The sequence below is a fragment of the Wujia chipingensis genome (genome assembly GCF_014337155.1).
GTDB classification, from domain to species: Bacteria; Bacillota; Clostridia; order Lachnospirales; family Lachnospiraceae; genus Coprococcus_C; species Coprococcus_C hominis.
Window position 1 is genome coordinate 894,753 of sequence record NZ_CP060632.1, and the last position, 12,939, is coordinate 907,691.

The window sequence follows — 12,939 nt, forward strand, 5'->3', positions numbered from 1 at the left end:
CGATGGATTTTACTGGTAAAATCGCATTGGCACCAATGGCAGGTATCTGTGACCTGCCATTTCGTCTCTTATGCAAAGAGATGGGCTGTGATATCGTATACACGGAGATGGTGAGTGCCAAGGGCATGTATTATAACAACAAAAATACGGGACCGCTGCTTATGACAAAACCGGAGGAAGCGCCAATTGGCGTGCAGATCTTTGGCAGTGAACCGGAGCTTATGGCATCACAGGCAAAAAGACTGGAGGATAAGGGATTTTCTTTTATCGATGTCAACATGGGATGCCCGGTTCCGAAGATCGTCAACAACGGCGAGGGTTCCGCGCTGATGAAACAGCCAGAATTGATCGGAGATATTGTCGATGCACTGGTGCATGCGGTTTCGCTTCCAGTTACGATCAAGATCCGGGCAGGCTTTGATGCAGAGCATATCAATGCGCTGGAGGTGGCACGGATCGCGGAGCAGGCAGGCGTTTCTGCAATCGCGGTGCATGGAAGAACAAGAGAACAGTATTATCACGGACAGGCAGACTGGGATGTGATCCGGCAGGTCAAAGAAGCAGTGTCTGTGCCGGTAATTGGCAACGGTGACATTACCTGTGCGGAGGATGTGCTTGCAATGCGGGCACAGACGGGCTGTGACAGTGTGATGATCGGAAGGGCGGCGAAAGGAAATCCTTGGATCTTTCAGGATATCAGTCATTTCCTGAAAACCGGAGAACATCTGGAAAAGCCGAGTGTGGAAGAACGGAAAGCGATGATGCTGCGCCATGCGTCTTTGATGGTGGAATACAAAGGGGAATTCACCGGGATACATGAGATGCGTAAGCATGTGGCTTGGTACACGCAGGGCATGCCGGATTCGGCGAAGCTGCGCGCGAAGATCAATATGGTGGAAACCTACGATGCACTTGCGGCTATGGTGCAGGCGCTGTAAGCTTTTTGGAGATAGAAATCGAAGTATAAGCGGTGTGATACTGCTCGTTTGTCATGGAGACAATGTAATTTCTGGCGTATGCCTTACTGATTCCATGTGCTGCGAGTGTGTCCGCCGCTTTGTTGTATGCGATGGCAGCGGAAATCTCGTCTGCGTAAGTGCCGACGATGAAATCGCCATTTACGTGGATTTTAGTCTGGTATTGCACCTGACCGGAAGCGGATTCTTTTCTCTGGACGCCGGCATACTGGTTGATGATCTCGATGTTGGAATAACGGAAATCAAGTGCATCGCCGTTTGTCATGCGGTAGTCTCTGCCGTAGACAGAAAACGGACGGATGCCGTAGCGGGACAGGATGCTGTACTGGCTTCCGTAGTCGCTGACGAAGAGATAACCGCCTTTTTTCTGGATTTTCTTAGATGCATAGAAGAACAGATCATCCCGGTCGAACTTCAGAATCTCTGTGGCAGACATATGGTATTCAAAATATTTTCTGCGCAGGTAGATCGGTGTTTTGAAATAAATGCCGTTGTCGCGGAAGTTGATGAGACATACGAATTTGTCATGGGAAAGGCAGGAAAACAGGCTGTATTCTGACAGCGTGATCTCTGCGTGATCCAAGATCAGGCGTGCTTCCCTGTAGGTGCGCGAAGCAAGCTCCTCTGTTGCGAAGCTGCCAAGGCTGATATGTTTTTTCAGATATGTGATGGAAGCACGGTAATAGGTGCTGCCATCTTTTTTGGTTGCTGTATAGATACCAGGTAAAGCTGCCATAATCTGAGTGAGGGGAAATCCTTTCCGTGATATTATGTGCCATAAAAATACAAAATCCGCACATAAAATCAGTATAACGGCTGCACAGGAAAAAGTCCAGTCTGCCGATCGAAAAAAGTCGTGAAAAAGTCGCGAAATTACTTGACCGAACGGCATTCTTGAATTATAATCATGAAAGTGTAAATGTAACCTTTTTGTAACAATTTTATCATAAATTCCAAATCGGAATTGCATGAGGAGAATAGGAACAATATGGACGCAGGTAAAATCGCAACGATTGAATTGAATATGGATTCCAAAGAAAAAAAGGATAAGAAACAGAGAGAACCGGGGAAAATGAAAAGTTTCCTGCAGGCATACGGAAAGTATGTAGGTGCTGGCGCTGTGGCACTTGCATTGGTCATTGTCTGTGCAGTCTCACTGGCAGACCGGATCGCAAATCGTGAGGTTGCAACCGGTGTTATGATGACCGTTGCAGATCTGACGAAGGATAAAGAACCATTTTCAGGAGATCTGTTTGCAAGTACTGCAATCAGCTACAATGATATGGTAAACGTAAATTATGAGACAGACCAGCTTGCACAGTTAGAGCGTGCAGAACAGCAGATTGATGAGATTCTGACAGCCAGAAGACAGGATAAACGGGATCAGGCGGCTTTGGAGGCATTGACCGCTGTGCATAGCGGACCGGGTGAGATTGGCGAGTACGATCCGAATGCCGTCGTTGTGGCATCCGCAGAGACCGATACAACAACTACTACGACAACCGCTTCTACACCGACGTATGTACCAGCCGATGCGAACGGAAAGTATCAGTATCTGGGTGAATACCTGCTGACTGCATACTGTCCATGTCCAATCTGTTGTGGTAAGTGGAGCAATATGGAGAATCCGATCACAGCAAGTGGTGCACGTGCGACAGCCGGATGGACAATTGCTGCACCGAAGAATTTTGCGTTTGGTACAAAGATCATGATCGATGGACAGATCTATGAAGTACAGGATCGTGGTGGTGCGATCACAGGAAATCATTTCGATGTGTTCTGCAATACACATCAGGAAGCTTTGAACTTTAACATGAGAACAACCTCTGCCTATCTGGTAGTTGAATAAAAGGAGAAAAAGATGGAACTGGTTTACAGAAGTACAAGAAATGCACAAGAGACAGCGACCGCTTCTATGGCGATTTTGAAAGGACTTGCAAACGAGGGTGGCTTATTTGTACCGGATACAATTCCGGCATTTGACAAGAGCCTGGAAGAGCTTTCCAAGATGGATTACCGTGAGGTTGCATATCAGGTTATGAAGCTGATGCTGACAGACTTCACAGAAGAAGAGCTTCGTCATTGTATCAACAGTGCATATGATTCGAAGTTCGATACAAAGGAGATTGCACCGCTCGTACATAAGGCAGGTGCGTATTATCTGGAACTGTTCCATGGCGCAACAATCGCGTTTAAGGATATGGCACTTTCCATTCTTCCATATCTGCTGACAACCTCAGCAAAGAAGAACGATGTGAAGAATGAGATCGTGATTCTGACTGCTACTTCCGGTGATACAGGTAAGGCTGCACTTGCAGGATTTGCAGATGTACCGGGAACGAAGATCATCGTATTTTATCCAAAGCATGGTGTAAGCCCAATTCAGGAAAAGCAGATGGTAACCCAGAAGGGTGATAATACATGTGTCATCGGTATCACAGGTAATTTTGATGACGCACAGACAGGCGTCAAGAAGATGTTCTCTGACAAGGAGTTGAACGAGTATCTGGCATCCAAGGGATATCAGTTCTCTTCTGCAAACTCCATCAATATCGGACGTCTTGTACCACAGATGGTATATTATGTATATGCATATACAAGACTCGTTGCAAATGGAGAGATCAAGGCTGGCGACAAGATCAATGTCGTTGTTCCAACCGGAAACTTCGGAAATATCTTAGCTGCTTTCTATGCAAAGCAGATGGGACTTCCAATCAACAAGTTTATCTGTGCATCGAATGAGAATAAGGTTCTGTACGATTTCTTCCGTACAGGTACATACGACAGAAAGAGAGAGTTCATCTTAACAACTTCTCCTTCTATGGATATTCTGATCTCCAGCAATCTGGAGCGTCTGATCTACCGTATCGCAGGCAATGATGCAGAGAAGAACAAGGCTTTGATGCAGGCATTAAACGGCAAGGGTGCTTACACGATCACAGACGATATGAAGAAGCAGTTGGCAGACTTCTACGGAAATTATGCATCTGAGGCAGAGACAGCCGCTACGATCAAGCGTGTATATGAGTCCGATCAGTACATCATGGATACCCATACAGCCGTAGCAGCATCGGTATATGACAAGTATGTGAAGGAGACTGGCGATACAACACCAACTGTGATCGCAAGTACAGCAAGCCCATACAAGTTTACGAGAAGCGTTATGAATGCAATCGACAGTGCATATGACAAGCAGTCTGATTTCGAACTTGTCGATGAGCTGAATAAGCTTTCTGGCGTGAAGGTACCACAGGCAATCGAAGACATCCGTCAGGCAGAGGTTCGCCACGATATCGTCTGCGACAAGGAAGACATGCTTGCAGAAGTAAAGAAGTTTTTGAATATTTAATAACATAGACGCGTTGAGAATACGCGCGGTAGTTCATTCGCACCATCCTGCCGTTAAACAAAACTAGGGCAAACCATAAATGACAGAATTTATGTTGCGGGTGCTTTGTGCGCCCGCATTTTTTATTGAAGGGAGTTTTCGTATGTATACATTAAAGACAAATGCCAGCTTTGACAGTGCACATTTTCTGGCAGGCTATGAGGGAAAATGTTCAAACATTCATGGACATCACTGGACAGTGGAAATCGAGGTAGGAAGCAACAGTCTGGAGATGGGAGGAAATAACCGTGGTATGATCGTGGATTTCTCCAAATTAAAAACAGATCTGAAGAACATCGCAGATGCACTCGACCATTGTCTGATCGTGGAGATTGGAAGTCTGAAACGCAGAACGCTGGATGTGCTCGAAGAAGAGCATTTCAAGGTTGTAGAAGTGATGTTCCGACCGACTGCAGAGAACTTTGCAAAGTTCTTCTATGACGAGATGAAAGGAAAAGGCTATCATGTCTTAAAGGCAACGGTGTATGAGACACCAAATAACTGTGCCGCATATATGGAGTAATATGGGAAAGTATAAAGTAGTAGAAACGTTTGTCAGTATCAACGGCGAGGCAACCCATGCTGGAGAGCTTGCATGCTTTATCCGGTTTGCCGGATGTAATCTTGCTTGTGGATACTGTGATACGAAATGGGCGAATGAACCGCAGGTGCCATACAAGAGTATGAGTGCGGAAGAAATCTATGCGTATATCAAATCCTGTGGCGTGAAAAATGTGACGCTGACGGGCGGAGAGCCGTTGATCCAGCCGGAAATTGAATGGTTGATCACACTTCTGTCAGCGGATAAAGCCCTGCGCGTAGAGATCGAGACGAACGGAAGCGTGGATATTGCCGGATACGATGCACGCCCAGAGAATGTCTGCATGACGCTTGACTATAAGCTTCCAGACAGTGGGATGGAGCAGTTTATGCGCACAGAAAATTACGCATGGTTAAAACCGCAGGATGCAGTGAAATTCGTTGTTTCGTCGACAAGAGATCTGGAAACGGCGAAGAAGATCATTGAGACATATGATCTGTGTGCGAAGGCAACCGTATATTTGAGTTCCGCATTTTCAGCGATCACACCGGCACAGATCGTAGAGTACATGATACAGGAAAACATGAAGGATGTCCGGTTACAGCTACAGATGCACAAATACATCTGGGATCCGGAGAAAAAAGGAGTATAAGATGGCAATCGATAAAGAAGCAATCAAAGAACATATCCGCGGGATTTTAGTTGCCCTTGGCGATGATCCCGACCGAGAAGGATTAAAGGAAACACCCGACCGGGTTGCCCGCATGTATGAGGAAGTATTTGAAGGAATGAACTATACGAACGATGAGATTGCAGAGATGTTCAACAAATCGTTCGAGCGTCCGGGCAAGGATACGAGTGACATGGTCCTGGTCAAGGATATCGAGGTGTTCAGTTATTGTGAGCACCATATGGCACTGATGTATGACATGCATGTATCAGTCGCTTATATTCCGAAGGGAAAAGTGCTCGGACTTAGCAAGATCGCACGGATTGCAGATATGGTCGCAAAACGCTTACAGTTGCAGGAAAGAATCGGTACCGATATCGCATATATTATGAGTAAGGTGACTGGAAGTGAGGATGTGGCAGTTGTGATCGAGGGAAGCCATAGCTGTATGACAGCTAGAGGTATCCGGAACGCAAGTGCAAAGACGTTCACGACGACATTTACCGGTGAGTTCGAGAAGAATGAGACATTGCAGAACAAACTGATGATGTTACTGAAATAAGAGCTGAACATAGAAGATGAAAACAGAGGATAAGAAGGAGTGATTATTATGCAGCATAAGAAGAACAAAGAAGCAGCCGTTGTTGTATTTAGTGGAGGACAGGACAGCACAACCTGTCTGCTGTATGCGAAGAAACATTATAAGAAGGTGTATGCCGTATCGTTTGATTATCACCAGAGACATGTGGCAGAGCTTGATGCAGCGAAGGAAATCTGTGAGAAGCTGGATGTGGAGCAGACAATCATGGATATGACATTGTTAAATCAGCTCGCACCGAATTCTCTGACCCGTGATGATATGAAGGTGGACAGCGATGCACCGGCAGAGGGTACACCAAATACATTTGTCGATGGAAGAAATATGCTGTTTTTGACATTTGCAGCGGTATTCGCAAAGCAGAAGGGTGTCACGGATATCCTGACGGGTGTATCCCAGAGTGATTTCTCTGGTTATCCAGATTGCAGAGATGAGTTTATCAAGTCCTTAAATGTATCTTTAAATCTGGCGATGGATTATGAATTTGACATTATCACACCGCTTATGTGGATTGACAAGGAAGAGACATGGGAGCTTGCCGATAAGCTCGGTGGATTTGATCTGGTTCGCAATATGACATTAACATGTTATAATGGCATCAAGGGCGATGGCTGTGGCAACTGCCCTGCATGTAAGCTGCGGAAAAAAGGCTTGGATGCATATCTTGCCAGACGATAAAGGATAATGGAGGGAAGCCATGAAACGCTTGTTATTTATTATCAATCCGAAAGCCGGACGAACGGCGATAAGAAATGATTTGTTTGAGATTATCATGGTATTTTCACAGGCTGGATACGAGGTCGTGACGTATCCGACACAGGGACCGGAGGATGCAGAACGCAAGGTGCGTGTCGACGGCGAAGATTACGATCTGATCGTGTGCGCAGGTGGCGATGGAACGCTCGATAACACGGTCTGCGGATACTCCAAGATGGGACACAAAAAAGTGCCGCTTGGTTATATCCCGGTTGGAACGACAAACGATTTCGCACGAAGCCTTCGTATCTCAAGAAAACCCATTGAAGCGGCAAATCAGATTGTAAATGGAAAATGTACGAAGGTTGATATCGGACAGTTCGCGGACAAGTCGTTTATCTACATTGCGGCATTCGGTATTTTCACCGATGTGTCATATAATACGAATCAGTCCCTGAAGAAGGCAATCGGACATTCGGCATATATTATTGAAGGAATTAAAAATATCGGAAATTATAAAGGCTTTAATCTGACGGCACAGTTTGACGAGAAGGTCATCACTGGAAAATATCTGTATGGTATGGTGACCAATACGCTTTCGGTTGGCGGATTCAAGCTGCGAGGAGCCAAGCATGTCGTGTTGGATGACGGAAAATTTGACTGCCTCTTTATCAAGATGCCATCAACACCGGCGGAGATGCAGCAGATCATCCGTGGACTTCTGCAAAATGAAGTTGAGGGAAATGAGATGTTCTTTGAATGCAAGGCGTCCCGTGTTGTTGTAGATGGAGAACAGGAGATCGCATGGACACTCGATGGGGAGTTTGGCGGAAGTTTGAAGCATGTGGAGATCTTAAACCAGCAGCAGGCGCTTGATATTATGCTGCCGCAGATCAACATTGAGGAAATGGCAAACCAGCCGAGTGATGACGATGACGCGATGGATGAAGAGCGTGACGAGGAGACTGCTTACACGGAAGATGATATTGATCTTGAAGATCTGTATAGCCGGTATGCACTGCATTATCCAGAGGAATCTGCACAGACAGAGCCGGATAAAAAAGAGTGAGAACCGCTTTGCTATGCCAATTCTTTACAAGTAAGAGAAAAAAGAATATAATAAGAATAATGCACACGTGCATAAAACGATGAAGATAAAATTTAGACAGCTAAATTGAAAGGGGAAAATAATGGGAAAGTATTTCGGAACAGACGGATTCCGCGGTGAGGCAAATGTAGACCTGACAGTGGAACATGCGTACAAGGTCGGAAGATATCTCGGATATTATTTTGGTAAGGAGAAGCAGGGGGATGACCGGGCACGAATCGTCATCGGAAAAGACACGAGACGTTCGAGCTATATGTTTGAGTATTCCTTAGTTGCCGGACTGACAGCGAGTGGCGCGGATGTATTTTTGATGCATGTCACACCGACACCGAGTGTGTCCTATATCGTGCGTGCCGATGAGTTTGACTGTGGAATTATGATTTCTGCGAGCCACAACCCATTTTATGATAACGGAATCAAGATCATTAACAGTCACGGTGCAAAGATGGATGCGGCTGTTGAAAAGTTGATTGAGGATTATATCGATGGACTGGTACCGGAGATTCCATTTGCAACGAAAGAAAAGATTGGACGGACGACGGATTATTCGATGGGTAGAAACCGTTATATCGGTTATCTGATGACACTCCCAACACGTGCATTCAAGAATCTGCGTGTCGGACTCGACTGTGCAAACGGTGCATCTTCGACGGTTGCGAAAGCAGTGTTCGATGCACTTGGCGCGAAGACATATGTCATCAATAACACACCGGATGGTACGAATATCAATACGAACTGTGGTTCTACCCATATTGAGGGGCTGCAGAAGTTTGTTGTAGAAAATAATTTAGATGCAGGATTTGCTTATGATGGCGATGCAGACCGTTGTCTGGCTGTTGATGAGAAGGGTAATCTGGTGGATGGCGATGCGATCATCTACATCTGTGGAAAATATCTGCGTGACCGTGGCAGACTGAACAATAACAAAGTCGTGACAACCGTCATGTCAAACCTTGGTCTGTACAAGGCATTAGATGCAGAAGGCATCGGCTATGAGAAGACTGCAGTCGGAGACAAATATGTCTATGAGTGTATGATGGAGAACGGATATATCCTCGGCGGTGAGCAGAGTGGACATATCATTTTCTCGAAGAATGCAAGAACGGGTGATGGCGTTCTGACATCCCTGAAGATCATGGAAGCAATGGTGGAAGAGAAGATGCCGCTTTCTGAACTGACACGCGGACTGACGATCTACCCACAGCTTCTGGTGAATGTTAAAGTTACAAGTAAGAAAGAAGTTATGGAAGACGCAGATGTACTTGCAGCCGCAAAGAAGGTGGAGGAAGCACTTGGAGATGATGGAAGAATTCTACTTCGCCAGAGTGGTACAGAGCCACTGATCCGTGTGATGGTGGAAGCCAAGACCGATGAAATCTGTAAAGAACATGTAGATGCGGTAGTCGATGTTATCCGAAGCAAAGGATACGAAGTACAGTAAGGATATAGAATGAATAATACCAGAAAACTTGAGACTTCACTTGTATTTCTTCTCAAGGCGATTTTGAATTTGATATTGTTCTTTGTATTGTATGGAATTTATGCGAAATCAAACTGGCAGCTGTGGAATCTGTCGCGAACATCCGGTATTACAATCGCAGCGTATGTAGTAATGCATTATATGTTTTCGACGATCTATGGACATTACGACATAGGAAAACGAAAGAGTAAACCGATCGTGCTGTCCCTGTTTTTGAATCAGGTATTTACAGATGTGATCTCTGTGATCGTTCTGTCGATCATGAATACAAACCAGATGAAAAACCAGAGCTTCAAGCTGGAACAGCCATATCTGCTTTTGCCGATTATTGCAATCCAGTTTGTGACGATCCTGATTTTCGTGTATGGCGGCAATCATTTGTATTTTAAGATCTATCAGCCGGAGGATTGTATTATCATTACATCTTCCCAGCAGAGCTTAAATGAGATTGTGCGCGGCGTTTTAAAATACAAGCTGCAATACAAGGTAAACAAGGTAGCGGACTATCGGGACGCAAACCTCAAGCAATACATTCTGGAGCATGATACGATATTTATCTATGACGTTCCGGTGCAGGATCGGACAAAGATCTTAGAGTACTGTTACCAGAATATGAAGAATGTGTATTTCAACCCGGATATGCATGATGTGATCGAGAAGAGTGCGAAGCATTTTATCTTAGACGACGTATCGGTATACTGTAATTATTCCAAGGGGCTGACTCTGGAGCAGCGGTTTATCAAGCGGGCGATGGATATTGTAATCTCTGTGATTGCGTTGATCCTTACCTCGCCGATTATGCTGGTTGTCAGCATTATGATCAAACTCGATGACCACGGAAGCCTCATTTTTAAGCAGAACCGTGCGACGCGGGACGGAAAGATCTTCTCTGTATACAAGTTCCGCACAATGCGGGAGAATGTAGAGAATTATTCTGTGGTGGAAGATGATGAGCGTGTGACGCGTGTCGGAAAATTCCTGCGGAAATACCGGCTGGATGAGATCCCACAGTTTTTCAATGTATTAAAGGGGGATATGAGTGTCGTTGGACCAAGACCGGAGATGCTGGCAAACGTATTTAACTATACATCGGTTCTGCCAGAGTTCGAGTACCGTCTGCGTGTGAAAGCAGGTATCACCGGACATGCGCAGATTGCCGGAAAGTATAACACATCCCCGAAGGATAAGCTGATCTTAGATCTGACGTATATTGAAGAATACAGCTTCTGGCTGGATATCAAGCTGTTGTTCCAGACGTTGATTGTCCTGTTTAAGAAGGACAGTACAGAAGCGTTCCACAGAGGCGAAGAGCTGGTGTTTGAAGAATATCAGCCACCAGAGTCGGTGAATCCCCCGGTTGAGGGAACAGAATAAAAAAAAGAACTGTTCACGAAAATGCGTGTACAGTTCTTTCTTTTTCTATATAACGGAATTGGAATACTTACAGGTTCTGCGCATACTCCTCAAATATGTAATCGTACATAGACGGCAGACCGACGAACTCACAGCCATAACGATAGCCGGCGTTGCCAATTGGTGTTACATACAGAATCTTCACAACGGATAAGATTACTTCTTCCCGGTTCTCGAATTCAATCGTTGCATTGAAATAATAATTGACCGGAAGCTTGGACAGGGACATAAAGCCGATACCAGCTTTGGATATATCGAAGACCTCGATTTCGGCATCAAGATTTTCGATTTTTACACCATCCTGCTTAAATAAATTAGAAACTTCCAATTTGAGTTTGATTGGAAGTCTGACGTTCTTTCTTTTTTCCTGCATACGAACCCTCCAGCTTGGAATTTTTATTAGATTGGCACTATTATATCAAAAAAACAAGTGAAACGCTATATAAATTCACGAAAACTCGAAAAAAACACATAAACTGTTTGATACTTTAAGTTATCTAGGTTATAATAAGCAAGGTTTGAAAAAATTATCAAAAAAAGAAGCGATATGCGGATAATAAGATTATAATGAGAGGAACGTGCGATATGAGTGATGTAATGGAACACTATCAGGATGATGGTCTGCACGAAGAATGTGGAGTCTTCGGTATGTATGACTTTGACGGACACGATGTGGCTAGAACGATTTACTACGGATTGTTCGCTTTGCAGCACAGAGGACAGGAAAGCTGTGGTATTGCGGTATCTGATACCGAAGGACCAAAGGGCAAGGTGCTGTCTTCTAAGGGTATGGGACTTGTGAATGAGGTATTCACACAGGAAGACTTAGATAAGCTCAAAGGCAATATCGGAGTTGGTCATGTACGATATTCAACAGCCGGTGCGAGTACCAGAGAGAATGCACAGCCGCTTGTACTGAATTATATCAAGGGTACCCTTGCCCTGGCACATAACGGGAATCTCGTCAATGCACCGGAGCTTCGAAGAGAACTCGCACATGATGGTGCAATCTTCCAGACGACGATCGACTCCGAGGTGATCGCATATCATATTGCCAGGGAACGTGTAAAGACATCTTCGGCAGAGGAAGCAGTTCAAAATGCCATGAAGAAGCTGGTCGGTTCCTATTCCCTGATTGTCATGAGTCCGAGAAAACTGATCGGTGCCCGTGATCCGTTTGGGTTCCGTCCACTCTGCATCGGAAAACGCGACAATGCGTACGTGCTTGCATCGGAAAGCTGCGCACTTGATACAATCGGTGCAGAATTTGTTCGGGATGTGGAACCGGGTGAGATGGTTGTTATATCACCGGAAAAAGGGATTGAAAGTCACAGAGAGCTGTGCCAGAAGGAACACGGCAGATGTGTGTTTGAATATATTTATTTTGCAAGACCGGATAGTGTGATTGATGGGATGAGTGTATATCAGTCGCGTATCATTGCCGGAAGATGTCTCGCAAAGGACAGCCCGGTGGACGCGGATTTGGTTGTTGGTGTACCGGAATCCGGAAATGCAGCGGCACTTGGCTATTCGCTCGAATCCGGTATTCCATACGGAACTGCTTTCGTAAAAAATGGCTATGTTGGACGAACCTTTATCAAGCCGAAGCAGAGTCAGCGTGAATCCAGTGTGCGCGTGAAGTTAAACGTGTTAAAGGATGCAGTTGCAGGAAAACGTGTGATCATGATCGATGATTCCATCGTGCGTGGAACGACGAGTGACCGGATCGTCAGTATGCTGAAGGAAGCCGGTGCGAAGGAAGTCCATGTGCGGATTTCATCTCCACCATTCCTGTATCCGTGTTATTTCGGAACGGATGTGCCGGACAGTGACCAGTTGATCGCATACAACCGTACCATTGAGGAAATCCGTCAGATCATCGGTGCGGATTCCCTTGGCTATCTGAAGCTGGAACGGCTGCCGGAACTGACCGGTGGCAGACAGTTCTGTCAGGGCTGTTTCACAGGAAAATGGCCAATTGATCCACCAAAAGAAGATATTCGTGGCGAATATGACGCATAAGGTGTATAATAGAAGAACATATGAGGAAAATATATAAATTTGGAGG

13 protein-coding genes are annotated in these 12,939 nt (G+C 45.3%); 11 read left to right on the top strand and 2 right to left on the bottom strand.

Annotation, left to right across the window (positions count from 1 at the left end; translation table 11 throughout):
- Positions 1 to 2 precede the first annotated feature (2 nt).
- Positions 3 to 938, top strand: coding sequence for a tRNA dihydrouridine synthase DusB (dusB, locus tag H9Q76_RS04280; protein ID WP_021984180.1), 936 nt, complete (start codon positions 3 to 5; stop codon positions 936 to 938).
- Here dusB and H9Q76_RS04285 read toward each other — a convergent pair.
- A complete protein-coding gene (locus H9Q76_RS04285; protein WP_117781266.1) occupies positions 919 to 1,713 on the bottom strand; it encodes a hypothetical protein in 795 nt (264 codons plus the stop codon). The two genes, dusB and H9Q76_RS04285, sit on opposite strands and share 20 nt — an antisense overlap.
- A 252-nt stretch (positions 1,714 to 1,965) precedes the next feature.
- On the opposite strand from H9Q76_RS04285, the gene H9Q76_RS04290 reads away from it, so the two are divergent.
- From H9Q76_RS04290 to H9Q76_RS04330, 9 genes are all read left to right on the top strand, one after another.
- Positions 1,966 to 2,826: a 3D domain-containing protein gene (locus tag H9Q76_RS04290; protein ID WP_117781267.1), complete on the top strand. Its 861-nt coding sequence runs from the start codon at positions 1,966 to 1,968 to the stop codon at positions 2,824 to 2,826.
- 12 nt (positions 2,827 to 2,838) lie between these two features.
- Positions 2,839 to 4,326 carry a threonine synthase gene (gene thrC / locus H9Q76_RS04295; protein WP_021984183.1) on the top strand — a complete coding sequence of 496 codons (1,488 nt, stop codon included), beginning with the start codon at positions 2,839 to 2,841 and terminating at the stop codon, positions 4,324 to 4,326.
- Positions 4,327 to 4,468: 142 nt separating this feature from the next.
- Positions 4,469 to 4,888 (top strand): 6-carboxytetrahydropterin synthase QueD, encoded by a 420-nt coding sequence (gene queD, locus H9Q76_RS04300; RefSeq protein WP_021984184.1) that lies wholly within the window; start codon positions 4,469 to 4,471, stop codon positions 4,886 to 4,888.
- A 1-nt stretch (position 4,889) separates the two neighbouring features.
- Positions 4,890 to 5,558, top strand: coding sequence for a putative 7-carboxy-7-deazaguanine synthase QueE (gene queE / locus H9Q76_RS04305; protein WP_021984185.1), 669 nt, complete (start codon positions 4,890 to 4,892; stop codon positions 5,556 to 5,558).
- Position 5,559: 1 nt separating this feature from the next.
- Positions 5,560 to 6,138, top strand: coding sequence for a GTP cyclohydrolase I FolE (gene folE / locus H9Q76_RS04310; RefSeq protein ID WP_021984186.1), 579 nt, complete (start codon positions 5,560 to 5,562; stop codon positions 6,136 to 6,138).
- A gap of 48 nt (positions 6,139 to 6,186) precedes the next feature.
- On the top strand, positions 6,187 to 6,852 hold the full coding sequence (gene queC, locus H9Q76_RS04315) for a 7-cyano-7-deazaguanine synthase QueC (RefSeq protein WP_021984187.1): 666 nt from the start codon (positions 6,187 to 6,189) through the stop codon (positions 6,850 to 6,852).
- 19 nt (positions 6,853 to 6,871) lie between these two features.
- Positions 6,872 to 7,939 carry a diacylglycerol/lipid kinase family protein gene (locus H9Q76_RS04320; protein ID WP_118670806.1) on the top strand — a complete coding sequence of 356 codons (1,068 nt, stop codon included), beginning with the start codon at positions 6,872 to 6,874 and terminating at the stop codon, positions 7,937 to 7,939.
- A 121-nt stretch (positions 7,940 to 8,060) separates the two neighbouring features.
- Entirely contained in the window at positions 8,061 to 9,419 is a 1,359-nt protein-coding gene (gene glmM / locus H9Q76_RS04325) for a phosphoglucosamine mutase (protein WP_021984189.1), read from the top strand.
- Between the two features lie 9 nt (positions 9,420 to 9,428).
- Positions 9,429 to 10,832 (top strand): exopolysaccharide biosynthesis polyprenyl glycosylphosphotransferase, encoded by a 1,404-nt coding sequence (locus tag H9Q76_RS04330; protein ID WP_227572918.1) that lies wholly within the window; start codon positions 9,429 to 9,431, stop codon positions 10,830 to 10,832.
- A 67-nt stretch (positions 10,833 to 10,899) separates the two neighbouring features.
- Here H9Q76_RS04330 and H9Q76_RS04335 read toward each other — a convergent pair whose 3' ends face one another.
- Positions 10,900 to 11,244 carry a PilZ domain-containing protein gene (locus H9Q76_RS04335; protein WP_021984191.1) on the bottom strand — a complete coding sequence of 115 codons (345 nt, stop codon included), beginning with the start codon at positions 11,242 to 11,244 and terminating at the stop codon, positions 10,900 to 10,902.
- A gap of 212 nt (positions 11,245 to 11,456) precedes the next feature.
- Here H9Q76_RS04335 and purF point away from each other — a divergent pair, with 212 nt between their 5' ends.
- Entirely contained in the window at positions 11,457 to 12,893 is a 1,437-nt protein-coding gene (gene purF / locus H9Q76_RS04340; RefSeq protein ID WP_021984192.1) for an amidophosphoribosyltransferase, read from the top strand.
- Positions 12,894 to 12,939 lie beyond the last annotated feature (46 nt).